The organism is Citrobacter sp. Cb031, assembly GCF_030336725.1.
Lineage (GTDB): Bacteria > Pseudomonadota > Gammaproteobacteria > Enterobacterales > Enterobacteriaceae > Citrobacter > Citrobacter braakii.
In genome coordinates this window covers 41,047-67,771 of record NZ_JAOWDA010000021.1, presented here as the reverse complement: position 1 = coordinate 67,771, position 26,725 = coordinate 41,047, and the positions used below count along the sequence as shown (strand labels likewise).

Genomic DNA, 26,725 nt, shown 5'->3' with positions numbered 1-26,725 from the left:
CAGCAGGCTCCTTAGCTTTGCGCGATTTTGCGTGGGATAAATTCGTTTGCCACCGCTTCACCTTGTTGATGCTGGCGCTGCGGCTGTGGAATTTCTGGTATAGCGACATCCAGATGTGGGAACAGCAGCTCGCCAACCTTGTATGCCTCTTCCAGATGTGGATACCCGGACAACACAAAACTGTCGATTCCCAGTGCGGCATACTCGTTGATACGCGCCGCGACCGTCGGACCATCTCCGACCAGCGCGGTACCCGCGCCACCGCGCACCAGTCCTACTCCTGCCCACAAGTTCGGGCTGATTTCTAGTTTGTCGCGTTTACCGTTGTGCAGTGCAGCCATTCGCTGCTGACCAACCGAATCCGTTCTTGAGAAGGCGGCCTGGGCTTTGGCAATGGTGTCGTCATCCAGATGGGCTATCAGACGATCCGCTGCCTGCCACGCCTCTTGCGTTGTCTCCCGGACGATCACATGCAGACGAATACCAAAGCGGATCTTGCGCCCGAGCGCCGCCGCTTTGGCCCGCACCTGTTCAATCTTCTCTTTCACCTGTTCAGGCGGCTCGCCCCAGGTCAGATAGAGATCAACCTGTTCGGCAGCAAGATCTTGTGCAATATCAGACGAACCGCCGAAATAAAGCGGTGGCCGGGGTTGTTGTACAGGAGGGAAAAACAGTTTCGCGCCCCGGACATGAATGTGTTTGCCGTTGAAATCCACGGTTTCACCTTGCAGCAAACGCCGCCAGACCTGAGTGAATTCAGCAGAGGCTTCATAGCGCTCGGTGTGATCAAGGAACACGCCGTCACCCGCCAGCTCCTGTGGATCGCTGCCAGTTACCAGGTTGAATAACGCCCGGCCGTTAGAGAGTCTGTCGAGCGTCGCGGCCTGGCGGGCGGCGACCGTCGGCGAGGTTACGCTTGGACGAAGCGCGACCAGAAACTTTAATCGCTGGGTGACTGGGATCATCGACGCGGCGACCAGCCAGGCATCTTCACAGGAGCGACCGGTTGGGATCAGAACGCCAGTAAATCCCAGACGATCGGCTGTTTGCGCAATTTGTTGCAAATAACCGTGATCGACCGGGCGCGAACCTTCTTCCGTCCCCAGATAATGACCGTCACCGTGGGTGGGTAAAAACCAGAACATGTTCAGACTCATAATTTTTCTCCTGCCTGCTGAGTGGGTTGCCAGATACGCTGGCGAATATCGATTTTTTTCGGCACCAGACGGTTGTCATAAAACAGATCCGCGGTTTGTTGTTGTAGGGCGGCAACAGAGGCGCTGACGGGCGTAATGGTGGTTGGCGGACGGTGATCCAGATAAGACGCAATTACCGGCTCGGGCAGGCCCATGGTTTTAGCCAGCAGAGTAATGCTTTGCTGGCGTTGGCTGAGAGTTAACGCATCCGCCTGGCTAAAGGTATCCAGTACGCCAAGAACAAAAGCGCTATTTTTTTCGGCATAAGGACGTGCAGCGAGATAAAACGAACCGGTCTGCTTGAGGTCTGAGCCGTCTTTCAGCACGCGCACATCACCTTGCAGTAATGCGGCCGAATAGTAAGGATCCCAGATAGCCCACGCATCGACGTTTCCTTGCTGGAAGGCCGCTCGCGCATCGGCGGGGGTCAGATAAGTCGGTTGAATATCGGTAAATTTCAACCCTGCCTGTTGCAGCGCCCGGAGCAGTAAATTGTGGGCGCTGGAACCTTTCTGGAAGGCGACTTTATGTCCTTTGAGCTGCGCAACGCTCTGGATCGGGCTATTTTTCGGCACCAGAATCACTTCGGCTTTCGGTTTGGGGGGTTCGACGCCCACATAAACCAGATCGGCTCCGGCGGCCTGGGCGAAAATTGGCGGAATGTCACCGGTACTGCCGAGATCGATACTGCCGATATTGAGGGCTTCCAGCATTTGCGGTCCAGCCGGGAACTCAATCCACGAGATTTTGGTCTGTGGGTAGCGTTTCTCCAGTAGCTGATGACTTTTTGCCAGCACCATGCTGACGCTTCCTTTCTGGTAGCCAATGCGCAGGGCATCCGGAGCCGATTCTGCGGCATGCGCCAAGGATGACAGGGACAGCAGCCCGGTTAATGCCAGCCATGGGGTGTGACGCTTGAGCAGATTAAGCATGGGCGGCACCTCGCAGGGCGTTCAGTTGCGGGAGTTGGACATCGCGACGATGCAACGCCAGCCAGAAAGTGTCGAGCGCACTGTCCAGGCGCTGCTGCAGGTTGGGCGTAAACTGCGGTTTATGCTGATAATCGATGACCTGCGAATCATCGGCAAACACGCCGTGCAGGATCTCCTGAGCCTTTAACGCGCTCAGCACCGGTTTCAGCGCGTAATCGACGGCCAGTAAATGCGCCACGCTGCCGCCGGTCGCCAGCGGCAAAACCACTTTTCCTTCCAGCGCCCGCTCGGGGAGCAGATCGAGCAGCGTTTTCAGTGCGCCAGAGTAAGCGGCTTTGTAGACCGGCGTTGCGACAATCAGCCCGTCAGCATCCTGCAGTTGTTCGATAAATGTTTTCAGTGCCGGACTGTCAAAACGGGCATAGATCAGGTCTTCCGGGGCAAAGTTGTGCAGGTTCCAGTGAAAGACTTCGACATCCTGGCCGTTCAATTTTTCTCGGGCATATTCCAGTAACGCGCTGGAGCGAGAGGGAAAGCGTGGGCTTCCCGCCAGAGTGATGACGCGCATAATTTCATTCTCCCCTTATAACCAATTGTTTGCTTTTGATTAACATTGATAACAATTTGTGCAGTCTGGCAGAGAGACTTTGTTTATCGAAATGATTTATACGGGATAGAAAAGTTGAAAAATGAATAAAAAGGAGGAAGCAGGAAAACGATTGCTATTTATTGCCGCAGGTCAATTCCCTTTTTGCTCGCGATCGCACATAATACGCCCCCGGTTTGCACACCGGGAATCCAGGAGAGTTCATGTACTACCCCTTCGTTCGTAAAGCCCTTTTCCAGCTCGATCCAGAGCGCGCTCATGAATTGACATTCCAGCAATTACGTCGCATTACCGGCACGCCGCTCGAAGCGCTTGTCCGCCAGAAAGTACCCGCAAAACCGGTTACCTGTATGGGGCTGACGTTTAAAAATCCACTCGGGCTTGCTGCCGGACTGGATAAAGACGGGGAGTGCATTGATGCGCTCGGCGCGATGGGATTTGGTTCCATTGAGATTGGTACCGTGACGCCGCGTCCTCAGCCGGGTAATGATAAACCACGTCTGTTTCGTCTGGTCGATGCAGAAGGTTTGATCAACCGCATGGGGTTTAATAACCTGGGGGTTGATAACCTGGTTGAGAACGTCAAAAAATCGCATTTTGACGGTATTCTGGGGATTAATATTGGTAAGAATAAAGATACTCCGGTAGAGAACGGCAAAGATGACTATCTGATTTGTATGGAAAAAGTCTATGCTTATGCTGGTTATATCGCGATTAATATCTCTTCACCGAATACGCCGGGATTACGTACGCTGCAATATGGTGAGGCGCTGGATGATCTTCTGACGGCAATTAAAAATAAGCAAAATGATCTGCAAGCGATCCACCATAAATATGTTCCAGTGGCGGTTAAGATCGCCCCGGATCTTTCTGTGGAAGAACTGATCCAGGTTGCTGACAGTTTAGTTCGTCATAATATTGATGGCGTAATTGCGACTAACACCACTCTCGATCGTTCTCTCGTTCAGGGAATGAAAAATTGCGATCAAATGGGCGGCCTCAGCGGTCGACCGTTACAATTAAAAAGTACAGAAATTATTCGCCAGTTGTCTCAGGAATTAAAAGGTCAGTTGCCGATTATTGGGGTTGGTGGTATCGACTCAGTAATCGCGGCGCGTGAGAAAATAGCTGCCGGTGCTTCCCTGGTACAGATTTATTCGGGCTTTATTTTTAAAGGCCCACCGTTGATTAAAGAAATCGTCACCAATATCTGAATGCTACCTTAATCACAATCCAGGGCTTTATTTCTGGCCCTGGTTGTTTTATATTCCTTTACTGTTGCTTATTTAAACATTCTGAGCTTTTATTATTAAGGCAATAAACGAAGCGGCAAAAGGATACTGTCGTAATGGTGATGATTAAGGAAAGGAGAGAAACTGATGCGAATTAAACCCGACGATAACTGGCGCTGGTATTATGATGAAGAGCACGATCGTATGATGCTCGATTTAGCCAATGGCATGTTATTCCGTTCGCGTTTTGCTCGTAAAATGCTCACTCCGGATGCTTTTTCTCCGTCGGGTTTTTGTGTTGATGACGCCGCGCTTTATTTTTCCTTTGAAGAAAAATGTCGCTACCTGGATTTAGCCAAAGAGCAAAAGGCGGAACTGGTGCTTAATGCGCTGGTAGCGATTCGTTACCTTAAACCGCAAATGCCAAAAAGCTGGCACTTTGTCGCACACGGTATTAACTGGTCGCCAGTCGTGGGGGATGCTGCTTGTGTGGATTTAAGCGATACCGATGAACAGGTAAACCTGTTAGTGGTTGAACCGGGTGAAAATGCCGCGCTTTGTCTGCTTGCACAACCTGGTGTGGTTATTGCCGGGCGAACAATGCAACTTGGCGACGCGATTAAAATAATGAATGACCGACTGAAACCGCAGGTTATTGCCGACAGTTTCAGCCTTGAACAGGCGGTTTAACTCTCCAGCCTGATTGTCGTTTTGGGAACGCAACTGCAGCACAGAATCGTCCCGTCATCCCCAATCGCTGATTTTTTCAGCGGACTAACTTCGCCTTCCAACAGTCGAATTCGACAGCATCCGCAAATTCCTGCCCGGCATGAATAGGGCACCCTGATACCCTGGTTTTCCAGCTGTTCAAGCAATACCTGCTGATTATTTCCGCGAAAGGTCTGTCCCTGCCAGTCAATAAGTACCGTGGCATCGGGCTGTTGTTCCAGTGCTGTATCGTCTGACTCCGTCGCACCGTAAGCTCTGGCGGGACCGGTTGCCAAAATCTCTACCTCATCGCCGACGCGAATAACGCCACTGTTGCGTGCGATAAGATTCTGGCCGAAATCAACGTCGCCGTTATCCACCGCTGTCCGGAAGGTTTGCAGCGTGGCGAGCGGCTCGCCAGACGGATGTTTCTGGCCTTTTTCTGGACTAACGGTAGTGAAAATGCAGCGGCTACAGGGTTTTGCCACATCAAAAATGACGTCGCCAATGCGAATCACTTTCCAGGTGTCTTCTGCCCAGGCGTCAGCCCCCGAAACTACCAGATTGGGGCGAAACTGTTCCATTTTGACGCTTGCCGGACAGCGCTGTTGCACATCGCGCAGAGATGCTTCGTTGGCCAGCAGGTAGGGATAACCATCGGCGAAGGACAAAGGAACATCAGCGTGGCGCTTCACCCGGCGTGTCAGTTGCGGACCCACCCAGCGCAACTGCACGTCACGGGAGAAAAAGCCGCTCAGCCACAGGTTGATAGCCGCTGGCGCAATACGCGCGGTAAAATGGTTTCCCCACACTTCAGTCGGCGCATCCTGGGTGGCGAAGTCTGCGAATCGCACGAGCGCGCTGCTGCCGTCTGGAGCCGTGAGATGAAGTCCATCGTGGAAAGGGGAAGGGGTAAAGCGGACCATTTGCGGGAACTGTCGGGCGGTAATGAACGTCCCGTCGGGTTCGGTAATCATAAATATACGATCCAGGGCGAGACCGCTCACGTCTGCCAGGGCGTGCGTGAGTCCAATTCCACGCATTGATTTAACCGGATGAATAAAAAGTCGGGTCAACGTTACCACTGCACAGCCCCTTGAACGAAAATAAGCCTTCAACTTTATGACATACAGCCCATATTAGCTATAATGCGCAGCAATTTTCTAGGAGTAAAAGTGACATTATGAATTCTCTGTTTGCCAGTACGGCCCGCGGGCTGGAAGAGCTGTTAAAAACTGAACTGGAAAACCTCGGCGCGCTGGAGTGTCAGGTCGTTCAGGGTGGGGTCCATTTTAAGGGCGACACGCGGCTTGTTTACCAGAGCCTGATGTGGAGCCGCCTGGCCTCGCGCATTATCCTGCCGATGGGAGAGTGCAAGGTCTACAGCGATCTTGATCTGTACCTCGGCGTTCAGGCAATCGACTGGACAGAGATATTTAATCCTGGTGCTACGTTTGCCGTCCATTTTAGCGGCCTGAACGAGACCATTCGTAACAGCCAGTACGGCGCGCTGAAGGTCAAGGATGCGATTGTCGATGCCTTTACCCGCAAAAATCTGCCGCGTCCGAATGTGGATCGTGAATCTCCGGATCTGCGAATCAATGTCTGGTTGAACAAAGATACCGCCAGCATTGCGCTCGATCTGAGCGGTGACGGTTTGCATCAGCGCGGTTATCGCGATCGCGCGGGTCAGGCGCCGATTAAAGAGACGCTGGCCGCCGCTATTGTTATGCGTTCTGGCTGGCAGCCGGGCACACCGTTACTCGATCCGATGTGCGGCTCCGGCACGCTGCTGATTGAAGCGGCGATGTGGGCAACCGATCGCGCGCCGGGCCTGCATCGCGGGTACTGGGGCTTTAGCGGTTGGGCACAGCACGATGAAGCCGTCTGGCAAGAGGTTAAAGCCGAAGCTCAGGTGCGTGCGCGTAAGGGGCTTGCTGACTATACTTCGCACTTCTATGGCTCCGACAGCGATGCGCGGGTGATTGAAAAAGCGCGTAGTAACGCCCGCCGCGCAGGTATTGCCGATCTGATGACATTTGACGTTAAAGATGTCGCCAAACTGAGTAATCCACTGCCGAAGGGACCGTATGGTACGGTGATCAGTAACCCGCCCTACGGCGAACGTCTGGATAGCGAACCGGCGCTGATTGCCCTGCATAGCTTGCTGGGCCGTACGATGAAAAACCAATTTGGCGGCTGGAATTTGTCGCTGTTCAGCGCATCTCCGGATTTGCTCAGCAGCCTGCAATTGCGTGCTGACAAGCAGTTCAAAGCGAAAAACGGTCCGCTGGATTGCGTACAGAAAAACTATCACGTTGCAGAGACCACTGCGGACAGCAAGCCAGCCACGGTCGCGGAAGATTATGCCAACCGCCTGCGCAAGAATATCAAGAAGCTGGAAAAATGGGCGCGTCAGGAAGGAATTGAATGCTATCGCCTGTATGATGCTGACCTGCCGGAATACAACGTTGCAGTGGACCGTTACGGTGAGTGGGTCGTGGTTCAGGAATACGCTCCGCCGAAGACGGTCGATGCGCAAAAAGCACGTCAACGTCTGTTCGATATCATTGCCGCAACGCTGTCGGTCCTGGAAATCGCGCCAAATAAACTGGTGCTGAAAACCCGTGAGCGCCAGAAAGGGAAGAACCAGTATCAGAAGATGAATGAGAAGGGTGAATTCATTGAGGTAAGCGAGTACAACGCGCGCCTGTGGGTCAACCTGACAGACTATCTTGATACCGGTTTGTTCCTCGATCACCGTATTGCGCGCCGTATGCTGGGCCAGATGAGTAAAGGTAAGGATTTCCTTAACCTGTTCTCCTACACCGGCAGTGCCAGCGTTCATGCCGGACTGGGCGGTGCGCGTAGCACCACGACGGTTGATATGTCGCGTACCTACCTGGAGTGGGCTGAGCGTAACCTGCGCCTGAACGGCCTGAGTGGTCGCGCTCACCGTTTAATTCAGGCTGATTGCCTGGGCTGGCTGCGCGATGCCAATGAACAGTTTGATCTGATTTTCATCGATCCGCCGACGTTCTCTAACTCAAAACGTATGGAAGACTCTTTTGATGTACAGCGCGATCATCTGGCGCTGATGAAAGATCTGAAACGTCTGCTGCGTAAAGACGGCACGATCATGTTCTCCAACAACAAGCGTGGGTTCCGTATGGATCTCGACGGTCTGGCTGAACTGGGATTAAAAGCACAAGAAATCACCCAAAAAACGCTTTCCCAGGATTTTGCCCGTAACCGCCAGATCCACAATTGCTGGCTGATTACCGCAGCCTGAAAGGATAAATAAATGTCATTGATCAGTATGCATGGTGCATGGCTGTCGTTCAGCGATGCGCCGCTTCTTGATAATGCAGAACTGCATATCGAAGATAACGAACGCGTCTGTCTGGTTGGCCGTAATGGCGCAGGTAAGTCGACGCTGATGAAGATCCTCAACCGTGAACAGGGTCTTGACGACGGGCGTATTATTTATGAGCAGGACCTGGTTGTGGCGCGTCTGCAGCAGGATCCGCCGCGTAATGTTGAGGGCAGCGTCTATGACTTCGTTGCCGAAGGTATTGAGGAACAGGCTGAATATCTGAAGCGTTATCACGATATTTCGCGCCTGGTGATGACCGATCCCAGCGACAGAAACCTGAATGAAATGGCGCGGGTTCAGGAAATGCTCGATCACCATAATCTGTGGCAGCTCGAAAGCCGCATTAATGAAGTGCTGGCGCAACTGGGACTGGATCCTAACGCCGCGCTTTCTTCGCTTTCGGGCGGCTGGCTGCGTAAGGCGGCGCTGGGCCGCGCGTTAGTGAGCAACCCGCGCGTACTGCTGCTGGATGAACCAACTAACCACCTGGATATTGAAACTATCGACTGGCTGGAAGGGTTCCTGAAATCCTTCAATGGGACAATTATTTTCATTTCCCACGACCGTTCATTTATTCGCAATATGGCGACGCGTATTGTCGATCTCGACCGCGGCAAGCTGGTGACCTATCCGGGGAACTACGATCAGTATCTGCTGGATAAAGAAGAAGCGCTGCGGGTGGAAGATCTCCAAAATGCGGAATTTGATCGCAAGCTGGCGCAGGAAGAAGTCTGGATCCGTCAGGGCATCAAAGCGCGTCGTACCCGTAATGAAGGCCGCGTGCGGGCGCTGAAAGCCATGCGTCGCGAGCGTGGCGAACGTCGCGAAGTGATGGGCACGGCGAAGATGCAGGTCGAAGAGGCGAGCCGTTCTGGCAAGATTGTCTTCGAAATGGAGGATGTTGATTACCAGGTTGATGGAAAGCAACTGGTAAAAGATTTCTCCGCGCAGGTGCAACGTAGCGACAAGATTGCGCTAATTGGACCTAACGGCTGCGGTAAAACAACGCTGCTGAAGCTGATGTTAGGTCAGCTTCAGGCTGACAGCGGACGCATTCACGTCGGCACGAAGCTGGAAGTGGCGTATTTCGATCAGCACCGCGCCGAACTGGATCCGGATAAAACTGTGATGGACAACCTTGCTGAGGGTAAGCAAGAGGTGCTGGTTAACGGTAAACCTCGCCATGTGCTGGGCTACCTCCAGGATTTCCTGTTCCATCCGAAACGGGCGATGACGCCAGTACGTGCGCTCTCTGGTGGGGAACGCAATCGCCTACTGCTGGCGCGTCTTTTTCTCAAACCCAGTAATCTTTTGATTCTCGATGAACCAACGAACGATCTGGACGTCGAAACGCTGGAACTGCTTGAAGAGCTGATTGATAGCTACCAGGGCACCGTGCTGCTGGTGAGCCACGACCGTCAGTTTGTGGATAATACCGTAACCGAATGCTGGATCTTCGAAGGCGGCGGTAAAATTGGTCGTTATGTCGGCGGTTATCATGATGCCCGCAGCCAGCAATCGCAGTATGTGGCGTTTAAACAGCCAGTTGCGAAAAAAACAGAGGAAACCGTTGCTCCTAAAGCAGAAATTGTCAAACGCAGCACGAGCAAACTAAGCTATAAACTGCAGCGCGAACTGGAGCTGCTCCCCGCGCTGCTTGAAGAACTGGAAGCTAAACTGGAAGCATTACAAGCTCAGGTAGCTGACGCCGCTTTTTTCAGTCAGCCGCATGAGCAAACGCAACAGGTATTAGCTAATCTGAACGAAGCTGAACAAGAACTTGAGCAAGCCTTTGAGCGCTGGGAGTATCTTGAGTCTTTGAAGAACGGCGCATAATTTAAAGGAGCACATATGTGCGAACATCACCATGCCGCGAAGCATATTCTGTGCTCGCAGTGTGACATGCTGGTGGCGTTACCTCGCCTTGAGCATGGTCAGAAAGCGGCATGTCCACGATGTGGCACTACGTTAACGGTTGAGTGGGACGCGCCACGGCAGCGTCCTACCGCCTATGTGTTAGCAGCATTATTTATGCTGCTTTTGTCAAACCTCTTTCCCTTTGTGAATATGAATGTTGCGGGGGTGAGCAGCGAAGTGACGCTGCTGCAAATTCCCAGCGTTCTCTTTTCGGAAGATTACGCCAGCCTCGGTACCTTCTTTATCTTATTCGTTCAGTTGGTTCCCGCTTTTTGCTTGTTGACCATTTTGCTGTTGGTGAATCGGGTTCATATGCCTGAGCGGCTTAAAACATGGCTGGCGCGTATTTTGTTTCAGTTAAAAAGCTGGGGAATGGCAGAAATTTTCCTCGCGGGCGTGCTGGTGAGCTTTGTTAAGCTGATGGCCTACGGCGATATCGGTGTGGGCAGCAGCTTCATCCCGTGGTGCATGTTTTGTATGCTCCAGTTGCGGGCTTTTCAGTGTGTGGATCGCCGTTGGCTGTGGGATGATATTGCCCCTATGCCAGCCATTAAGCAGGAATTAAAGCCTGGTGTGCCCGGCATCCGACAAGGATTGCGTTCCTGTTCCTGCTGCACCGCTATTCTTCCGGCAGACGAGCTGGTATGCCCACGCTGTCAGACGAAAGGTTATGTGCGGCGTAAAAACAGTCTGCAATGGACATTGGCATTACTGTTTACGTCGATCATGCTTTATCTTCCTGCCAATATTCTGCCGATCATGATCACCGATCTGCTCGGGTCAAAGCTGCCTTCAACGATACTCGAGGGCGTGGTTTTAATCTGGAGCGAAGGCTCTTACCCGGTGGCTGCGGTTATCTTTATCGCCAGTATTATGGTGCCGACGTTGAAAATGATCGCCATTGCCTGGCTGTGTTGGGATGCCAAAGGGCACGGCAAACGCGACAGTGAACGAATGCATTTAATTTACGAGGTTGTAGAATTTGTCGGTCGCTGGTCAATGATCGACGTTTTTGTAATTGCCGTACTCTCTGCGCTGGTGCGCATGGGAGGGTTAATGAACATTTATCCTGCAATGGGTGCTTTGATGTTTGCTTTAGTCGTCATTATGACAATGTTTTCTGCGATGACATTTGATCCCCGTCTGTCGTGGGACCGTGAACCAGATCATGAGGAGTCCTGACAGCATGGAATCTAAAAGTGGGGAAGCCAAAGTGCAAAAGGTAAAAAACTGGTCGCCCGTGTGGATATTCCCTATAGTCACTGCCCTCATTGGCGCGTGGGTCCTGTTTTATCACTACAGTCATCAGGGGCCACAAGTCACGCTGATTACCACCAATGCCGAAGGTATTGAAGGGGGCAAAACGACGATTAAGAGCCGCAGCGTGGATGTCGGTATCGTCGAGAGCGCAACCCTGACTGATGATTTGACCCATGTGGAAATTAAAGCTCGTCTTAACTCCGGAATGGAAAAGCTGCTGCATAAAGATTCTGTCTTTTGGGTGGTGAAGCCGCAGGTTGGACGTGAAGGTATCAGTGGGCTCGGCACGCTATTGTCCGGGGCTTATATTGAACTGCAGCCTGGCAATAAAGGCAGCAAGCTGGAAAATTACCAACTGCTGGATTCACCGCCGCTGGCGCCGCCAGATGCGAAAGGGATCCGTGTGATTCTGGACAGCAAAAAAGCCGGTCAGTTGAGCCCGGGCGACCCGGTTCTGTTCCGTGGTTATCGTGTAGGTTCGGTTGAAACCAGCACATTTGATGCGCAAAAGCGTACGATTAGCTACCAGCTATTTATCAATGCGCCTAACGATCGTCTGGTGACCAGCAATGTGCGTTTCTGGAAGGACAGTGGGATCGCCGTGGATCTTACTTCGGCAGGTATGCGCGTGGAAATGGGCTCTCTCTCCACGCTGTTTGGCGGTGGCGTAAGTTTTGATGTGCCAGAAGGGCTGGAACAAGGCGAACCGGTCGCACAGCAGTCTGCGTTTAATCTTTATGACGACCAAAAAAGTATTCAGGATTCACTGTATACCGATCATATTGATTACCTGATGTTCTTTAAAGATTCAATTCGTGGCCTGCAGCCCGGCGCGCCACTGGAATTCCGTGGCATCCGTTTGGGTACGGTAAGTAAAGTACCTTTCTTCTCACCGAATATGCGTCAGGTCTTCAACAATGATTACCGCATTCCGGTGCTGGTACGTATCGAACCAGAACGTCTGAAGGCACAGCTGGGAGAAGATACTGATGTTGGCGCTCATCTGGCAGAATTGCTTAAACGCGGCTTACGGGCATCGCTGAAAACCGGGAACCTGGTGACTGGCGCTCTGTATGTCGATCTCGACTTCTACCCGAAAGAACCGCCGATTACCGGTGTGCGCGAATTTAACGGTTATCAAATTATTCCGACCGTGAGCGGTGGTCTGGCGCAGATCCAGCAGCGACTGATGGAAGCGCTGGATAAGATTAACAATCTGCCGTTGAACCCGATGATTGAGCAGGCGACCAATACGTTGTCGGAAAGCCAGCGTACGATGAAGCATCTGCAAACCACGCTGGACAACATGAATAAGATCACGTCCAGTCAGTCGATGCAGGATCTTCCGGCGGATATGCAGAACACGCTGCGCGAACTGAACCGTAGTATGCAGGGCTTCCAGCCGGGTTCCGCCGCCTACAACAAGATGGTGGCGGATATGCAGCGTCTTGATCAGGTGCTGCGAGAACTGCAACCGGTACTGAAAACGTTGAACGATAAGAGCAATGCGCTGGTATTTGAAGCGAAGGACAAAAAAGATCCAGAGCCGAAGAGGGCGAAACAATGAAAAAGTGGCTAGTGGCGATGATGGCGGTCTGGCTGACGTCATGCAGCTCCAGCGGAGAAAATAAAAGCTATTACCAGCTTCCTATCGCGCAAGGGGGCGTACAGAGCTCAGCTAACCAGGGTAACCGTCTGCTGTGGGTTGAACAGATTGCGGTCCCGGACTATCTGGCGGGTAATGGGGTGGTTTACCAGACCAGCGATGTGCAATATGTGATAGCGAATAATAATCTCTGGGCCAGCCCATTAGATCAGCAATTGCGCAATACCCTGGTTACGAACCTCAGTATGCAGTTGCCTGGCTGGGTTGTCGCTTCGCAGCCGCTGGGAAGCACTCAGGACACGTTGAACGTTACCGTGACCGGCTTCCACGGTCGGTACGATGGTAAGGTCATCGTGAGCGGTGAATGGCTGCTGAATCACCAGGGGCAGTTGATCAAGCGTCCATTCCACATCGAAGCTGTACAGACTAAAGACGGCTACGATGAGATGGTGAAGGTTCTGGCCAACGCCTGGAGCCAGGAAGCGACGGCAATTGCTCAGGAGCTGAAACGCATCCCTTAAGCTTAAATAATTGTAAATTATGCCGCCCCTGGTTCATTGCCCGGGGCGGTTTTTTTTATTTTTTTAGCCGTGGAGATAGCTGTTCTGACAGACTATTTTTGTACAAATGATTTTGCGGGTAGCTCACAAATATGACACTGGCGTGAATTTTGCGCATTGACGAGCCTGATGTTTAGGGGTATTCGTTTTATTGTGATTGCACACTTAGTAATCACTGTTTTCTTTTCCACCAGACCCAAAGATGAGGGAAACGAGGCATGAAGAGACAAAAACGAGATCGCCTGGAACGGGCACATCAACGTGGATATCAGGCCGGCATTGCCGGACGCTCAAAAGAAATGTGTCCCTATCAGACGCTGAATCAGAGGTCATACTGGCTGGGAGGCTGGCGAGAAGCCATGGGGGATAGGGTTTTAATGGCCTGATTCTGTCTCTTTAGATAAAAGAAACCTCCGCAGAGCGGAGGTTTCGCCTTTTTGCCCACCAGACAAGACGAATAAACGTTAATGTCTGGCTGCTACGCTGACCTGGATTAGAACGCAGAAGTGTCCTGGAACAGACCCACTTTCAGATCGTTTGCGGTATAGATCAGACGACCATCAACCAGCACTTCACCATCAGCCAGGCCCATGATCAGGCGACGATTAACGATGCGTTTGAAGTGAATGCGGTAAGTCACTTTCTTCGCAGTCGGCAGAACCTGGCCGGTGAATTTAACTTCGCCTACGCCCAGCGCGCGGCCTTTACCTTCGCCGCCCAGCCAGCCGAGATAGAATCCAACCAGCTGCCACATGGCATCCAGACCCAGGCAGCCCGGCATCACCGGATCGCCGATAAAGTGGCATCCGAAGAACCACAGGTCCGGGTTGATATCCAGTTCAGCTTCAACATAACCTTTGTCAAAGTTGCCGCCGGTTTCGGTCATCTTGATGACACGGTCCATCATCAGCATGCTTGGTGCAGGCAGTTGTGGCCCTTTTGCGCCAAACAGCTCACCGCGACCAGAGGCAAGAAGGTCTTCTTTTGTATAGGATTCGCGTTTATCTACCATGTTCTCTGTAAGCCTTATTTTATTGAAGCACGCAGGATAGCTAACACGTGTACGCTGAACAAGTCCGATCAGTTCGGAATAATCCAGTTCAGCCAACGTAGCGGCCAGGGAAAACGGTGACGACCTTCCTGCTGCGTTGCCGTAGCAATACGCTCCTGGATAGTTTGCATCAGCGTTGTCTGGCCTTCACCATCCCACACCAGATTTAATAACAGTGGCAGCGCATCGGTCACGTCGTCCACCGCCCAGATAGTGAATTTTTCTTCTTCTACGGCTTGTAGCAGAGCAGGCTGCAGGCTCAGGTGTCTGACATTCGCTGAAGGAATGATAACGCCCTGTGTGCCTGTCAGCTCACGCTGCTGACAGATGGCGAAGAAGCCTTCAATTTTCTCGTTCAGACCACCAACAGGTTGTGCCCGACCAAACTGATCGACAGAACCGGTAATGGCGATGCTTTGATTAACAGGAACGTCGGCGAGGGCGCTAATCAATGCGCAAAGTTCTGCCATGGACGCGCTGTCGCCGTCCACTTCACTGTAGGATTGCTCAAAGGTCAGCGAGGCAGAGAAGGGGATTTGCTGTTCAAGCTGGAGTTCCGACATCAGGAACGCCTGCATAATCATCATACCCTTCGCATGAATATTTCCGCCAAGCTCGGCTTTGCGCTCAATATCCGTAAATTCGCCGTCGCCAATATGAACCACACAGCTGATACGAGAAGGCTCACCAAACGCGCGGGGGTGACCAGGAAATTCAATCACCGACAGGGCGTTGATTTGGCCAATACGCTCGCCTTCCGTCTCGATCAGGATCTGTTCCTGCAGGATCTCATCCTGCATTCGTTCGGCGAGGAAACCTTCCCGCCATTCACGCTGGGTTAGCATCAGGCTGAACTGCTCAGCGTTGCAGGTTTCGCCCTCGCATAACGGGGCCACTTCTTTGAACTGTCGGGTGATCCACAGCGGGTTAAGCGGCAATGTATCCTGTTCGCCGGTATAACGAACGGCTTCACGGATCAGCACTTGCCAGGCATCAGGGGCCGGGTAGGGCAAATTGTTGCGCGTAGCGGTATGTGTTACCCACTGACACCACTGCGTCATGGTTTCGGCATCCACTATCTGCAGATTATCTTCAAACTCGCTATAAATAGCCTGCTCAGCCAGCTCCGGCTCCATGTCCTGGAAGTCTGCCAGTGATTCACGTTCACCGACTAATACCACTTTGAGTTTAAGCGGCATAGGTGGAACGGAGACGGGCAGCGGGCGAGACTCATCAAAAGCTACCCAGTCAAAACGCTCGTGGCTGACAATGGCTTTCAGGCGCATCCACAGCAGCGGTTGGGCCAGTAGCGTGCGCAACGAAATAACCAGCACACCACCGTTGGCCTGATGCACAAGGCCTGGCTGTAGGGTAATTTCGCCGTTGAACTGACGCAGACAGCCAAACAGTTGTTCGGCTTCAACCCAGTCAGCGCAGACTACCTGGGTTAATGTCGCAAAATTGTCTTCTGCTGTCTCAGCTGTACGATAGCGGATAGTGTGACCGGAGATATCATAATGACCTCCGGTGAGACTTCCGGCATCCGAGTGCAGAGGCCGCGCGGCCTGTGCAATAAGGTTGATGTACTCAAGCTCTTCCGGTGCTTTTACCAGCATGAACGAAGACGTCGTCCAGTGCTGAAGAAGCTGCTCCAGCGCAAATTGTAAACGTGGCTGAGTATCACTAAGTAAGGTATCGGTGTCGTCAGTGACGTGCGGCTGTGCAAATACTTCCTGATAACTATCGGTGTCAGGAACCAGATCACGCCATGCAAGTTTCGTAATGGTCAAAGTTGATGTTTTTTAGTCTGTTGTAAAAAACGAGATTATACCGTAACCATCATCACTGCACACGTGGAAAGCGCTGTGAAACGAATGCGATGACGCGCGACAGTTCACAGGCTGGATATTCTTTTCTTCAGATGCCGAAAAAGCTGATATTCTGATAAGAGTTACACGGTAACATTGAGATCGCAATGAAATATCAACAACTTGAAAACCTTGAAAGCGGCTGGAAATGGAAGTATCTGGTGAAGAAGCATCGTGAGGGGGAATTAATCACCCGTTACGTAGAGGCCAGCGCTGCCGAAGAAGCCGTTGATTTGTTGCTAACCCTCGAAAATGAACCGGTTCGGGTCAATACCTGGATTGAAGAACACATGAACTCTGCGCTGCTAAATCGTATGAAACAAACCATACGGGCGAGGCGTAAGCGGCACTTTAACGCGGAGCATCAGCATACGCGAAAGAAATCTATCGATCTGGAATTTATGGTCTGGCAGCGCTTAGCGGGGCTTGCGCAGCGGCGCGGCAAAACGCTTTCTGAAACCATTGTGCAACTGATTGAAGACGCAGAGCATAAAGAGAAGTACGCGAATAAAATGTCGACATTGAAGCAGGATTTACAGGCGCTGCTGGGAAAAGAATAACCACAGAATGGCTAAATGTGTTGTGTACAGGCGTGCTTTGATTGATAAAAAGTGAAAAAAAAACCCCGCAAAGCGGGGTTTTTTCATAAGACGAAAACTTAAGCCTGAGGCTGAGTTACAACGTCTTTGATACCTTTAACTTCGATCTCAACACGACGATCCGGAGCCAGGCAGTCGATCAGTGCAGCGCGAGCTTTCACGTTGTCACAAGTGTTGCCAGTAACTGGGTTGGATTCGCCCATGCCACGTGCAGAGATTTTGTCAGAAGGAATACCTTTAGAGATCAGGTAATCAACAACGGACTGAGCACGTTTCTCGGACAGACCCTGGTTGTAAGCGTCAGAACCGATGCGGTCAGTGAAGCCCAGAACCACTACGGAACCGTCTTTCGGATCCAGGTTGCTCAGCTGGCTGTACATCTGATCCAGAGCCTGCTGGCCTTCTGGTTTCAGAGTTGCTTTGTTGAAGTTGAACAGAACGTCAGACTTCAGAGTGAAGTGTTTGGTCTGTACTTCTGGAGCCGGAGCCGGAGCAACAACTACTGGAGCTGCTTCTTCCTGCTGACCGAAACGGTAGGAAACACCAACGCTCAACAGACCGTTATCCGGACGACCGCCAACGGTGTTCGCGTCACCGATGTTGTTGGTCCACTGGTATTCCAGACGGGTAGCGATTTCAGGAGTAATTGCATACTCTACGCCACCTGCGAATACTGGGGAAACACCAGTGTCGTGGTCTTTGAAGCCTTGGTTGTTTTTAGCGTCTGCACGCCAAACCATACCACCCAGACGGGTATAAACGTCCAGATCGTCAGTGATTGGGTAACCCAGTTTAGCGGTCAGCTGAACGCCCTGAGCTTTGAAAGCGCCATTATTGTGAGTAGCATCGGTGGCGCCTTTGTACGGCATACGACCTAACCAGTCGTAACCCATTTCGAAACCAACGTACGGGTTAACCTGGTAACCACCGAATGCACCAGCACCCAGTTGGCTTTCGTGGGTAGGACCGGAGTTGTTGATCTGGTTGTTGCCAATATCATGGTACTGAGACCAGCCCAGTTTAGCACCAGTGTACCAGGTGTTATCTTTCGGAGCGGCCTGCGCCACGGTAGCGAAACCAGCCAGTGCCACTGCAATTGCGATAGCTGTCTTTTTCATTTTTTGCGCCTCGTTATCATCCAAAATTCGCCATGAATATCTCCGAAGAGAGATAACACGGTTAAATCCTTCACCCGGGGACCAGTTCAATAGTTACTCTACCGATATCTGCGGCTTATGCCGAGCACCCCTGGCGATGTAAAGTCTACAACGTAGTTGAAAACTTACAAGTGTGAAGTCCGTCAGGCATATGAAAAAAAAAGGCTTGTGTACACATTATTTAACATTTATAGATGAATAAATGTACTGAGGATTTCCTGAAAACCGCTTCAGACAGGCCTTCAGCCGGAAAACGCGTTACAGCTCAATGGCAAATTAAAACATGAAAAAAAATTCCAGGATAATTCCTAATTTTACTCAATGATACAAATTCGAGTGAATTTTTAGCCCGGAATGCTGTCTCCCCGCAAGTGTCTGAGCGCGAACAGGACGCATGATAAATCCCATCGCATTACCTTCATCTGCCGCTTTTACCAGCTCGGCATGTTCATCTTCGGTTAATTCTTCTGTCAACCAGCCGATGACGACGCTGTAGTTACCCGTGCGCAGCGCACGAACCATCGATTCTAGCGTATTGCAGGGGGAGAGCTGGCTGATTTGCATGACTTTGGTCAATGGAAGCCCGGCCGACTGCACCCACTCACGGCTTAATTTTTGCTGAGGCGTCAGCCACAGCTGCCAGCGTGATTGTTGCCCTAACTGTTGCAGCAGGGGAAGCAGCAGGAGCTGCGTCATCATGGGCTGGTCCTCGCGATAGACCACTTCACTGATAAGCCCAGCGGTAGCGTTCTCTGCTGAAACGCGCGCAATGCTGCTCGATGCGGAAGAGAACGACGAAGAACGATTTGCATAACCTGAAGTGTACATAATCAATCCAGCCCTGTGAGTTACTGTATGAATATACAGTAACCCCGCCATCAATAAAGATCAACCTAATTTTCGGAAACAGGTTCGCAATTTTTAGTCATCATCACGGGAAAAATAAAATTCATCTTGCCCCATACGCATAAGTTGCCTATTTTCGTCATTAACGGATCTGCTACTGCAAATTATTTGCTTATGTTATGATTTAAAAGGATTTTTATGAAAGAAAAGTCTTATGCAAGAATCTATAAATCACAAGAATATCTGGCTTCTCTGGGAACAATTCACTACCGCTCACTGTTTGGCGGCTATAGTCTGACGGTTGGTGATACGGTCTTTGCCATGGTTGCCAGCGGTGAGTTATATCTTCGCGCCTGTGAGCAGAGCGCCCAGTACTGTGTAAAAAATTCTCCTGTCTGGCTAACATTTATCAAGCGCGGGCGTCCGGTTGTACTCAATTATTACCAGGTGAACGATACCCTGTGGCAGAACCAGCAGCAGTTAGTATCGCTATCACAATTTTCACTCGATGCAGCCGTTAAGGAAAAACAGAGTCGCTTTGCACAACATCGCCTGCGGGAATTACCGAATATGACGTTTCATTTGGAGACCTTGCTAAATGAAGCAGGAATTAAGGATGAGGGGACATTGCGATCGCTGGGAGCTCAGATGTGCTGGTTGAAACTTCGGCAAAATAACCCTGCCTTAACGGTAAAAATACTCTATGCCCTTGAAGGAGCGGTTGACGGGGTGCATGAAGCCGCGCTCCCGGCGACGCGTCGCCAGGAGCTGGTGGAGTGGGTGAGTTCTCTTACGCCGGAACCGGGGTATTAGATGGCAGCACAGCAATTTGTTGCTGTAATCGCCGAATCTCCGGGAGCAGGGCAATCAGTAACCCAACTTGCTGTACGACCAGCGGCTCTTTACTGTCCGGACGTGGCTCGAGATGCTGAATTCGCTGCTTCAGATCTTCCAGCGCCTGGTATACGCGCTGCTCATCAGCAGGTTGATGGTGAAGCGCATCATCTACATAGCAGACGGCATCATCCAGCAATGCCAGGACGTCAGGATTGGTTAACTGCTCGCGATGTGCGCCGAGGGCGGAAATATAGCTGGTAAACGTATGGTTAAGACACAGCAAGCGGAACGCCGTTTCGCGTGTTTGGGCCGTGACATCCGGTTCACTCGACATGTTCGACACCACCGAAGCAAGTTCCGCATCACGATTGTGCGCGTCACGGCGGGCGATACGGTATGCCAGACGATTATCACGCCCCTGATGATATTGTTCGAGAATAGCATCAAGATAACGACAGTTAGCGTCAGTGGCCCGTTCAATCACTCGCGGCAGATTCCGAAAACGCCAGTCTGGCCAGACAAAACTGACAGCAGCCCAGGCGATGGCACAGCCGATCAACGTATCGATGACGCGCGGAAGTGCAACCTCAAAACCTTCACCGAGCAGGTTAAAGCACAGCAGCACCAGCAGCGTGATAAACATGGTGGCATGCGCGTACTGGACGTTACGAAAGGCAAAAAACAACACGCCGGTGATCACCAGAAGGATCAATTGCCCTTCGAGAGAAGGTACAAACCACAGGATCGGTAACCCAATGGCGATCCCGACTAATGTGCCGATAATCCTTAGTGCCAGACGATGTCGGGTGGCGTTGTAGTTTGGCTGGCAGACAAACAGACTGGTCAACAGGATCCAGTACCCGTGGTTCATTCCGGTTATCTGGATAATGGCATAGCCGACGCAGAGCACCAGCGACATGCGAACAGCATGACGAAACAGGGCGGACTCAGGCGTGAAATTACGGCTCAGACGCAACCAGATATCACTGAACCCATGCGGGCTGTCATCGGCAAGCTGATTTTCAGACTCATTGCGCGAAAGTACCTGAGCCTGTTCGGACTCAATGGTAGCCAACTGGGCATCAATGGCCCGCAGGTTTGACAGCAAAAATCCCAACGTGTTGAGCAGGTCGGCAGGCTCACCACTCGCGCGCATGCGCTCAAGTGCAGCATCAATATGGGTGAAGACGCGCTCAAAGTGCGGATCGTGCTGATAAGGCGTGCGTAATAAAATACAGCGAGACAGTTGCGAACAAGCTTGCCCCTGCATCGACATCAGGCGCTGGAAGCGGAACATCACATCGCTGTGGCGGAAATGGTCGCGAAGCGTTTGGTACTGAATATGCGAGGAGCTTGCGCGTTCGTGAATATCCTGCGCCACAAAATAGTAATGTAGCGTGCGACGTGTTCCTCGCTGTCCGCGGTCGCCGCGCAGGCGGGTCAGCAGCGACACCTTTGTCTGGTTTAGGGTCGCCATCAGTTGCCCATTCGCAAGAGCCAAATCATACAACGGCGCCTGGCTTTCATCTTCTATGTCGGGATCAAAAAGACGCGATTTCAGTTCCAGATAGTGCGCTAACTGTTCATAGCTACGCGCCAGATTGTCCTGCAACGGGCGAATAGGGAACAGAAGATGTCCGGTCAGGGTTAACAGGTTGTACCAAATGGCGCCCGCGAGCAGCAGGATTGGCTGCTGATACCACTGATCGTAAAGCGAGGTGCCGAGCATCGTGTAAATGGCGATCAGCAACGCGCCAAAGGCGATGGTTGCATAGCGCTGCCCTAATCCCCCCAGCAGTATAAAGCCGCTGGTGGAAAGCGTTAACCCAAGGGCAAACAGCCATGGCCATGGGAAGAGCAGTTCGACCGAGGCCGAGGCAATGAAAAAGCACACCAGCGTGATGATCAAATTGCGCAGGCGACCTGCAAGACGATCGTCCAGGTCAGTAAGCGCGGCTGCGACCATACCCAGCGTGAGCGGGATGGTCAGCTTAACGTCACCCAGCCACCAGGGCAGCGCTGTTGTGCCGCAAAGCGCGATAAAAATCCGCACGTAGTACAGCCAGGTGCTGTTCCAGGTATAGCGTTTGAGCAGAGGACTTAACATAAAGGCCATCGGTCCTGATTATTCGAAGCGACGACGCGCGTTGGCTTCACGCGCTGCGCGAGCAACTTCAACTGACACTACCCGGCGACCCACCGGCCACAGTGCAATCGCCGCGATTTTGAAATTCGCAATGCCAACCGGGATACCAATAATCGTAATGCACTGGGCAATACCGGAGACAATGTGCATCAGGCACAACCACCAGCCGAAGAAAATCAGCCAGAAAATATTGAGCACGGTGCCTCCGGTATTCAACAGGACGTTTTTGCCCGCTGGATTAAGCTCATCGACATGAATCGCTTCGTTACCGTAGGGAAACAGCGAGAGTCGGGTTATTTCCCAGCATGAGCGGGTCAGGGGGAGAGTAAAAATCAGCACAATACTGACCAGCGTAGCCAGTAACCAGGCTAAGGTGGTGGCGAATCCCCCGAGCACAAAATTTAAAATATTCAGAACAGTACGCATAAACCCTCGGTTAACTCTGGTTTTCTGTGAATTCGGCAATTGTAACGTTTTTTTGGGCTGGAGCACGTTTTCTCTGGCGGTTACACTGATAAGCAAACCTCTTCGTGTGGATCCGCTTGAGTCTTATGGAACTGAAAGCAACTTCTCTTGGAAAACGTCTGGCACAACACCCTTACGATCGGGCCGTTATTCTCAATGCCGGGATTAAGGTTTCCGGCGATCGTCACGAGTATCTTATTCCCTTCAATCAGTTACTGGCTATTCATTGTAAACGCGGCCTGGTATGGGGTGAGCTGGAGTTTGTGCTCCCGGATGATAAGGTGGTACGTCTTCACGGTACTGAATGGGCAGAAACCCAGCGCTTCCATCACCATTTGAATTCGCTCTGGCAGCAGTGGAGTCAGGAAATGAGCGACGTCGCTGCGGGAGTTTTACAGCAGCAGTTGGAGGCGATCGCCACCCGCACCAGTGAGAATAAATGGCTGACGCGCGAACAGACGTCAGGGCTACAGCAGCAGATCCGCCGCGCCTTTGCCGCATTGCCGCTCCCGATCAACCGGCTGGAAGAATTTGAAAATTGCCGTGAGGCGTTACGTCAATGCCAGGCATGGTTGAAGGACATTGAAGCTTGTCGCTTGCAGCACAACCAGGCGTATACCGATGCCATGCTGGAAGAACATGCCGATTTTTTCCAGCAAATTGAGTCCTCGCCGCTGAATCCGGCCCAGGCGCGGGCGGTGGTGAACGGCGAACAATCATTACTGGTTCTTGCGGGGGCCGGAAGCGGCAAAACATCCGTATTGGTCGCCCGTGCGGGCTGGCTACTTGCGCGAGGGGAAGCGGCGGCCGAACAAATCCTGCTGCTGGCGTTTGGACGCAAAGCGGCCCAGGAGATGGACGATCGCATCCGTGAACGTCTGCATACGGAAGAGATCACCGCGAGGACGTTTCATTCACTGGCGTTGCACATTATTTCGCAGGGGAGCAAAAAAGTCCCGACGGTTAGCAAGCTGGAAAATGATGTTGCCGCGCGTAGCAAACTTTTTATCACGACCTGGCGTCAGCAGTGCAGTGAGAAAAAAGCACAAGCCAAAGGCTGGCGGCAATGGTTAGAAGAAGAGATGCAGTGGTCTGTACCCGAAGGTAACTTCTGGGATGACGAAAAATTACAGCGCCGGCTGGCTTCCCGGCTGGATCGTTGGGTTAGCCTGATGCGTATGCATGGCGGAGCGCAGGCGGAGATGATCGCCAATGCTCCGGAGGAGATTCGCGATCTGTTCAGTAAACGCATTAAGCTGATGTCTCCCCTGCTCAAGGCCTGGAAGGGCGCCCTGAAGGATGAGAATGCCGTCGATTTTTCCGGGCTGATTCATCAGGCCATTGTCATTCTGGAAAAAGGCCGGTTTATCAGTCCGTGGAAACACATTCTGGTCGACGAATTTCAGGACATTTCTCCTCAGCGTGCCGCCCTGTTAGCCGCACTGCGCAAGCAAAACTCACACACTACGCTGTTCGCCGTAGGGGATGACTGGCAGGCAATTTACCGGTTCAGCGGAGCACAGCTTTCGTTGACCACCGCATTCCAGCAAAACTTCGGCGAGGGCGACCGTTGTAATCTGGATACGACTTACCGTTTTAATAGCCGCATCGGTGAAGTCGCAAACCAGTTTATCCAGCAAAACCCTCATCAGCTTACGAAACCGCTCAACAGTCTGATGGCAGGCGATAAAAAAGCCGTCACGTTGCTCGATGAAAGCCAGCTGGATCTGCTACTGGATAAGCTGTCGGGATTTGTGAAGGCAGAAGAGAGAATTCTGGTGCTGGCGCGATACCATCATCTGAAACCTGCCAGTCTGGAGAAAGCAGCTACCCGCTGGCCTAAGCTACAGCTGGATTTCATGACTATCCATGCCAGTAAAGGACAGCAGGCAGATTACGTTATTGTTGTGGGGCTTCATGATGGGAATGACGGTTTTCCCGCCCCGGCCCGCGAGTCGATTATGGAAGAGGCGTTGCTTCCGGCGGTGGAGGATTTCCCGGATGCTGAAGAGAGACGCTTGCTGTATGTGGCGCTAACGCGTGCACGGCATCGGGTATGGCTGCTGTTTAATAAAGAAACACCGTCGTGCTTTGTTGATGAGCTTAAACAACTGGATGTTCCGGTAGCAAGAAAACCCTGAATAGCAGGCGGCAATTGCCGCCTGCCCGGTGTTTATTTGAGGCGCTCTGCCAGATAGCGGGCGTAATCTGGGATCAAGATGTCCGTTGCATCGTTGAAGTTTGGCGACTGGATAATAAAATCGGCGGTCGACACGTTGGTGGCAACCGGAATGTTCCATACCGTCGCCAGACGCAGCAGGGCTTTGACATCAGGATCGTGAGGTACGGCGTTAAGCGGGTCCCAGAAGAAAATCAGCACATCAATTTTCCCTTCTGAAATCAGCGCGCCCACCTGCTGGTCGCCCCCCATCGGACCGCTCAGCATGGCGTTGACGTCCATTCCCGTTGCGCGTTGGATTAAGTTTCCCGTTGTTCCTGTGGCGTACAGAACGTGCTTTTCCAGCAACGGCTGGTGGCGTTCCACCCAGCTCATCAACATCTTTTTACAGTGATCGTGTGCAACCAGCGCAATATGTTTACGCGCTGGCAATGTGCGAGTTGTTAATTCCATAGTACAGCTCCCAAGTTAACCTGGTTACAGAGTACTGGAAGCTCTTGACGCTGCAAGAGAAAGACAAAAAAAATGCGTATGCGAACATAAATGTCATGAAGGAGGCTGTTTCTGAGCCCATTGCAAAAAGTTACTTCGCGTTTGTGCGTCGGCCTGCTGGTACCAATATTTTAAGCGCTGTTCGGTCAGCGTTTGCGACTGAGGCGGCACGCGATCCAGTTCAGATACCCCGGAAAGCAGCGAGCTGTCATCGGCCATCATCGTAGCAAACTGCGGTAATGACGCATGTTTAGCCGCTTTGTTATAGCGTTCAGTTTCCATTTCATAATTCACGATTTTTGCTGTGGATGTGATTGACAGAATATCCAGCTTGACGGGGATAGGCATGGAGTCCCCATCCAGCAATTCCACGCGTGGAGCGTCATCAAAATGCGCTGTATCCCGCTCATTGTTCAGACGCGGGAGGTGGAAATTAACCTGGCTGACGAGTTGCGTATCAAAGCTGATGACCAGCGGAGGCGAAATATACAGACGTTCTTCGTGGCTGGACAAGCGAATGGTTTTTTCTACGCGAAATACGAGCTGGTGGCGACCATTTTCCAGCTCGATACTGTCGGCGCCACGCAGTAATGAGCTGGAGACTTTTTTTCCGTCCAGCACCAAAAGGTCAATATCATTAGACAGGCGTAATGAGGTAGCAAAAACGGTTACCGGCAAACACAGGGCAATTAAGGCTGTCACAATGCCGGCTTTCATAGGTTTCTCCTGTCCAGAAAATAGCTGCAAACATGTATCTAAATTTTTCGATAATCACGTTTACTAACATATAGACATATTTTTGAGTTTAGCTCTCATACGCCAGTATGGGATGAATGGTTGCGGGGGCAGGTTTGTCGTACACTTTGTTAAACAGCCTGGAGGAAAACGATGAAAGAGACCGATATTGCTGGCATTTTGACATCTACTCGTACGATTGCACTGGTTGGCGCAAGCGATAAACCCGATCGCCCAAGCTATCGCGTGATGAAGTATTTACTCGATCAGGGCTATCACGTTATTCCCGTTTCACCGAAGGTTGCCGGGAAAATGCTGCTGGGTCAGCAGGGCTATGCAACGCTGGCGGATGTGCCAGAGAAAGTGGATATGGTCGATGTCTTCCGTAATTCTGAAGCGGCGTGGGGCGTCGCTCAGGAGGCTATCGCCATTGGCGCGAAGACGCTATGGATGCAGCTTGGCGTAATTAACGAGCAGGCGGCCGTGCTGGCGCGTGATGCGGGGCTGACGGTGGTGATGGATCGTTGCCCGGCCATTGAGATCCCGCGACTGGGACTGGCGAAGTAAAGTTTGACTGTCGCCGGATGAAACGCACAGGCCCGATAAGCGAAGCGCCATCGGGCCTGTGTTAGTATCAATTACGCAGGCGCGGAGCCTGAAGCTGTTTACGGATTGTGCGCGCCAGTTCATCCATTGACGGTTGCTCCGGATGTTCTTCCTGTAGCTCGCTACTCAGTTGTGCTTCGGCCAGATACGTATGCACTGGCAGACCATTATCGTCTTCCATCACCACGTGATACCAGGGAGCGGCGCGAAGTTCGCTGTTAACCGCCAACTCATCGGCTGACGGCTCATCAAGCGAATATTCCGGGTCGATATCCACGACCACTCCGAGGTAACCTAACAGGGAATGGCGGACCTGCTGGCCGATACCGAATTTGCTGGCAATCATAGTC

General features: G+C 52.0%; 25 protein-coding genes. 12 read left to right on the top strand and 13 right to left on the bottom strand.

Going from position 1 to position 26,725, the window contains the following annotated elements; all coding sequences use genetic code 11:
• Nucleotides 1-11: 11 nt before the first annotated feature.
• Genes ssuD through ssuE form a run of 3 tightly spaced genes read right to left on the bottom strand, consistent with a single transcriptional unit; the run spans nt 12 to nt 2,696 of the window.
• Nucleotides 12-1,157, bottom strand: coding sequence for an FMNH2-dependent alkanesulfonate monooxygenase (gene ssuD / locus OGV93_RS04830; RefSeq protein ID WP_094169071.1), 1,146 nt, complete (start codon nt 1,155-1,157; stop codon nt 12-14).
• Nucleotides 1,154-2,128, bottom strand: a complete 975-nt coding sequence (locus tag OGV93_RS04825) for a sulfonate ABC transporter substrate-binding protein (protein ID WP_016156132.1) — start codon at nt 2,126-2,128, stop codon at nt 1,154-1,156. Before OGV93_RS04825 ends, ssuD begins: the two co-directional genes overlap by 4 nt.
• A complete protein-coding gene (ssuE, locus tag OGV93_RS04820) occupies nt 2,121-2,696 on the bottom strand; it encodes an NADPH-dependent FMN reductase (RefSeq protein WP_016156133.1) in 576 nt (191 codons plus the stop codon). Before ssuE ends, OGV93_RS04825 begins: the two co-directional genes overlap by 8 nt.
• A gap of 242 nt (nt 2,697-2,938) precedes the next feature.
• On the opposite strand from ssuE, the gene pyrD reads away from it, so the two are divergent.
• Together pyrD and zapC are read left to right on the top strand one after the other, a co-directional pair.
• The gene (gene pyrD, locus OGV93_RS04815; RefSeq protein WP_016152472.1) at nt 2,939-3,949 is read left to right on the top strand and encodes a quinone-dependent dihydroorotate dehydrogenase; all 1,011 of its coding nucleotides are present in this window, start codon (nt 2,939-2,941) and stop codon (nt 3,947-3,949) included.
• Between the two features lie 165 nt (nt 3,950-4,114).
• Nucleotides 4,115-4,657, top strand: a complete 543-nt coding sequence (gene zapC, locus OGV93_RS04810) for a cell division protein ZapC (RefSeq protein ID WP_016152473.1) — start codon at nt 4,115-4,117, stop codon at nt 4,655-4,657.
• Here zapC and OGV93_RS04805 read toward each other — a convergent pair.
• Nucleotides 4,654-5,760: a YcbX family protein gene (locus OGV93_RS04805; protein ID WP_131405776.1), complete on the bottom strand. Its 1,107-nt coding sequence runs from the start codon at nt 5,758-5,760 to the stop codon at nt 4,654-4,656. The genes zapC and OGV93_RS04805 overlap by 4 nt on opposite strands.
• Before the next feature lie 98 nt (nt 5,761-5,858).
• Here OGV93_RS04805 and rlmKL point away from each other — a divergent pair, with 98 nt between their 5' ends.
• The 6 genes from rlmKL (at nt 5,859) to rmf (ending at nt 13,780) form a co-directional block, all read left to right on the top strand.
• Nucleotides 5,859-7,967 (top strand): bifunctional 23S rRNA (guanine(2069)-N(7))-methyltransferase RlmK/23S rRNA (guanine(2445)-N(2))-methyltransferase RlmL, encoded by a 2,109-nt coding sequence (gene rlmKL / locus OGV93_RS04800; protein ID WP_016152475.1) that lies wholly within the window; start codon nt 5,859-5,861, stop codon nt 7,965-7,967.
• 12 nt (nt 7,968-7,979) lie between these two features.
• On the top strand, nt 7,980-9,887 hold the full coding sequence (locus OGV93_RS04795) for an ABC transporter ATP-binding protein (RefSeq protein ID WP_287088937.1): 1,908 nt from the start codon (nt 7,980-7,982) through the stop codon (nt 9,885-9,887).
• A gap of 15 nt (nt 9,888-9,902) precedes the next feature.
• Nucleotides 9,903-11,150 (top strand): membrane integrity-associated transporter subunit PqiA, encoded by a 1,248-nt coding sequence (gene pqiA, locus OGV93_RS04790; RefSeq protein ID WP_016152477.1) that lies wholly within the window; start codon nt 9,903-9,905, stop codon nt 11,148-11,150.
• A 4-nt stretch (nt 11,151-11,154) separates the two neighbouring features.
• Complete coding sequence (gene pqiB, locus OGV93_RS04785; protein ID WP_003836843.1) at nt 11,155-12,795, top strand: intermembrane transport protein PqiB; 1,641 nt, start codon at nt 11,155-11,157, stop codon at nt 12,793-12,795.
• On the top strand, nt 12,792-13,355 hold the full coding sequence (gene pqiC / locus OGV93_RS04780; protein ID WP_075847055.1) for a membrane integrity-associated transporter subunit PqiC: 564 nt from the start codon (nt 12,792-12,794) through the stop codon (nt 13,353-13,355). The genes pqiB and pqiC overlap by 4 nt, the downstream gene beginning before the upstream one ends.
• Nucleotides 13,356-13,612: 257 nt before the next feature.
• The gene (gene rmf, locus OGV93_RS04775) at nt 13,613-13,780 is read left to right on the top strand and encodes a ribosome modulation factor (protein WP_003035871.1); all 168 of its coding nucleotides are present in this window, start codon (nt 13,613-13,615) and stop codon (nt 13,778-13,780) included.
• 107 nt (nt 13,781-13,887) lie between these two features.
• On the opposite strand, the gene fabA is transcribed toward rmf, so the two are convergent.
• Together fabA and OGV93_RS04765 are read right to left on the bottom strand one after the other, a co-directional pair.
• Nucleotides 13,888-14,406 (bottom strand): bifunctional 3-hydroxydecanoyl-ACP dehydratase/trans-2-decenoyl-ACP isomerase, encoded by a 519-nt coding sequence (gene fabA, locus OGV93_RS04770; protein ID WP_003035875.1) that lies wholly within the window; start codon nt 14,404-14,406, stop codon nt 13,888-13,890.
• A 68-nt stretch (nt 14,407-14,474) separates the two neighbouring features.
• Nucleotides 14,475-16,235 (bottom strand): AAA family ATPase, encoded by a 1,761-nt coding sequence (locus OGV93_RS04765; protein WP_016156136.1) that lies wholly within the window; start codon nt 16,233-16,235, stop codon nt 14,475-14,477.
• 185 nt (nt 16,236-16,420) lie between these two features.
• Here OGV93_RS04765 and matP point away from each other — a divergent pair, with 185 nt between their 5' ends.
• Nucleotides 16,421-16,873, top strand: coding sequence for a macrodomain Ter protein MatP (gene matP / locus OGV93_RS04760; protein ID WP_016152480.1), 453 nt, complete (start codon nt 16,421-16,423; stop codon nt 16,871-16,873).
• A 98-nt stretch (nt 16,874-16,971) separates the two neighbouring features.
• On the opposite strand, the gene ompA is transcribed toward matP, so the two are convergent.
• Both ompA and sulA read right to left on the bottom strand, forming a co-directional pair.
• Nucleotides 16,972-18,030, bottom strand: coding sequence for a porin OmpA (ompA, locus tag OGV93_RS04755; RefSeq protein WP_047414154.1), 1,059 nt, complete (start codon nt 18,028-18,030; stop codon nt 16,972-16,974).
• Between the two features lie 357 nt (nt 18,031-18,387).
• On the bottom strand, nt 18,388-18,897 hold the full coding sequence (sulA, locus tag OGV93_RS04750) for an SOS-induced cell division inhibitor SulA (protein ID WP_032931135.1): 510 nt from the start codon (nt 18,895-18,897) through the stop codon (nt 18,388-18,390).
• A 216-nt stretch (nt 18,898-19,113) separates the two neighbouring features.
• On the opposite strand from sulA, the gene OGV93_RS04745 reads away from it, so the two are divergent.
• The gene (locus tag OGV93_RS04745) at nt 19,114-19,728 is read left to right on the top strand and encodes a TfoX/Sxy family DNA transformation protein (RefSeq protein WP_016152483.1); all 615 of its coding nucleotides are present in this window, start codon (nt 19,114-19,116) and stop codon (nt 19,726-19,728) included.
• Here OGV93_RS04745 and yccS read toward each other — a convergent pair.
• Together yccS and OGV93_RS04735 are read right to left on the bottom strand one after the other, a co-directional pair.
• Nucleotides 19,706-21,859, bottom strand: coding sequence for a YccS family putative transporter (gene yccS / locus OGV93_RS04740; protein ID WP_049283246.1), 2,154 nt, complete (start codon nt 21,857-21,859; stop codon nt 19,706-19,708). The genes OGV93_RS04745 and yccS overlap by 23 nt on opposite strands.
• 18 nt (nt 21,860-21,877) lie before the next feature.
• A complete protein-coding gene (locus OGV93_RS04735) occupies nt 21,878-22,324 on the bottom strand; it encodes a YccF domain-containing protein (RefSeq protein WP_016152485.1) in 447 nt (148 codons plus the stop codon).
• 125 nt (nt 22,325-22,449) lie between these two features.
• Between OGV93_RS04735 and helD the strand changes: the two genes are divergently transcribed.
• Complete coding sequence (helD, locus tag OGV93_RS04730) at nt 22,450-24,504, top strand: DNA helicase IV (protein WP_019076416.1); 2,055 nt, start codon at nt 22,450-22,452, stop codon at nt 24,502-24,504.
• Between the two features lie 32 nt (nt 24,505-24,536).
• Here helD and mgsA read toward each other — a convergent pair whose 3' ends face one another.
• Nucleotides 24,537-24,995, bottom strand: coding sequence for a methylglyoxal synthase (mgsA, locus tag OGV93_RS04725; RefSeq protein ID WP_016152487.1), 459 nt, complete (start codon nt 24,993-24,995; stop codon nt 24,537-24,539).
• A 93-nt stretch (nt 24,996-25,088) separates the two neighbouring features.
• Complete coding sequence (gene csgI / locus OGV93_RS04720) at nt 25,089-25,751, bottom strand: curli synthesis inhibitor (RefSeq protein ID WP_016152488.1); 663 nt, start codon at nt 25,749-25,751, stop codon at nt 25,089-25,091.
• Between the two features lie 171 nt (nt 25,752-25,922).
• Between csgI and OGV93_RS04715 the strand changes: the two genes are divergently transcribed.
• Nucleotides 25,923-26,336 (top strand): CoA-binding protein, encoded by a 414-nt coding sequence (locus OGV93_RS04715; RefSeq protein ID WP_016152489.1) that lies wholly within the window; start codon nt 25,923-25,925, stop codon nt 26,334-26,336.
• A gap of 67 nt (nt 26,337-26,403) precedes the next feature.
• Here the strand turns inward: OGV93_RS04715 and hspQ are convergent, their stop codons facing one another.
• Nucleotides 26,404-26,721 carry a heat shock protein HspQ gene (gene hspQ / locus OGV93_RS04710; RefSeq protein ID WP_016152490.1) on the bottom strand — a complete coding sequence of 106 codons (318 nt, stop codon included), beginning with the start codon at nt 26,719-26,721 and terminating at the stop codon, nt 26,404-26,406.
• Nucleotides 26,722-26,725 lie beyond the last annotated feature (4 nt).

What these genes read in the sequence shown, in the direction of transcription:
- pqiA (WP_016152477.1), top strand. Translation starts at nt 9,903, where the DNA reads ATGTGCGAACATCACCATGCCGCGAAGCATATTCTGTGCTCGCAGTGT.
- yccS (WP_049283246.1), bottom strand. Translation starts at nt 21,859, where the DNA reads ATGTTAAGTCCTCTGCTCAAACGCTATACCTGGAACAGCACCTGGCTG.
- ompA (WP_047414154.1), bottom strand. Translation starts at nt 18,030, where the DNA reads ATGAAAAAGACAGCTATCGCAATTGCAGTGGCACTGGCTGGTTTCGCT.
- OGV93_RS04795 (WP_287088937.1), top strand. Translation starts at nt 7,980, where the DNA reads ATGTCATTGATCAGTATGCATGGTGCATGGCTGTCGTTCAGCGATGCG.
- mgsA (WP_016152487.1), bottom strand. Translation starts at nt 24,995, where the DNA reads ATGGAATTAACAACTCGCACATTGCCAGCGCGTAAACATATTGCGCTG.
- helD (WP_019076416.1), top strand. Translation starts at nt 22,450, where the DNA reads ATGGAACTGAAAGCAACTTCTCTTGGAAAACGTCTGGCACAACACCCT.
- pyrD (WP_016152472.1), top strand. Translation starts at nt 2,939, where the DNA reads ATGTACTACCCCTTCGTTCGTAAAGCCCTTTTCCAGCTCGATCCAGAG.
- OGV93_RS04825 (WP_016156132.1), bottom strand. Translation starts at nt 2,128, where the DNA reads ATGCTTAATCTGCTCAAGCGTCACACCCCATGGCTGGCATTAACCGGG.
- csgI (WP_016152488.1), bottom strand. Translation starts at nt 25,751, where the DNA reads ATGAAAGCCGGCATTGTGACAGCCTTAATTGCCCTGTGTTTGCCGGTA.
- OGV93_RS04745 (WP_016152483.1), top strand. Translation starts at nt 19,114, where the DNA reads ATGAAAGAAAAGTCTTATGCAAGAATCTATAAATCACAAGAATATCTG.
- zapC (WP_016152473.1), top strand. Translation starts at nt 4,115, where the DNA reads ATGCGAATTAAACCCGACGATAACTGGCGCTGGTATTATGATGAAGAG.
- rlmKL (WP_016152475.1), top strand. Translation starts at nt 5,859, where the DNA reads ATGAATTCTCTGTTTGCCAGTACGGCCCGCGGGCTGGAAGAGCTGTTA.
- OGV93_RS04735 (WP_016152485.1), bottom strand. Translation starts at nt 22,324, where the DNA reads ATGCGTACTGTTCTGAATATTTTAAATTTTGTGCTCGGGGGATTCGCC.
- pqiC (WP_075847055.1), top strand. Translation starts at nt 12,792, where the DNA reads ATGAAAAAGTGGCTAGTGGCGATGATGGCGGTCTGGCTGACGTCATGC.
- hspQ (WP_016152490.1), bottom strand. Translation starts at nt 26,721, where the DNA reads ATGATTGCCAGCAAATTCGGTATCGGCCAGCAGGTCCGCCATTCCCTG.
- OGV93_RS04715 (WP_016152489.1), top strand. Translation starts at nt 25,923, where the DNA reads ATGAAAGAGACCGATATTGCTGGCATTTTGACATCTACTCGTACGATT.
- matP (WP_016152480.1), top strand. Translation starts at nt 16,421, where the DNA reads ATGAAATATCAACAACTTGAAAACCTTGAAAGCGGCTGGAAATGGAAG.
- ssuD (WP_094169071.1), bottom strand. Translation starts at nt 1,157, where the DNA reads ATGAGTCTGAACATGTTCTGGTTTTTACCCACCCACGGTGACGGTCAT.
- rmf (WP_003035871.1), top strand. Translation starts at nt 13,613, where the DNA reads ATGAAGAGACAAAAACGAGATCGCCTGGAACGGGCACATCAACGTGGA.
- sulA (WP_032931135.1), bottom strand. Translation starts at nt 18,897, where the DNA reads ATGTACACTTCAGGTTATGCAAATCGTTCTTCGTCGTTCTCTTCCGCA.
- pqiB (WP_003836843.1), top strand. Translation starts at nt 11,155, where the DNA reads ATGGAATCTAAAAGTGGGGAAGCCAAAGTGCAAAAGGTAAAAAACTGG.
- ssuE (WP_016156133.1), bottom strand. Translation starts at nt 2,696, where the DNA reads ATGCGCGTCATCACTCTGGCGGGAAGCCCACGCTTTCCCTCTCGCTCC.
- fabA (WP_003035875.1), bottom strand. Translation starts at nt 14,406, where the DNA reads ATGGTAGATAAACGCGAATCCTATACAAAAGAAGACCTTCTTGCCTCT.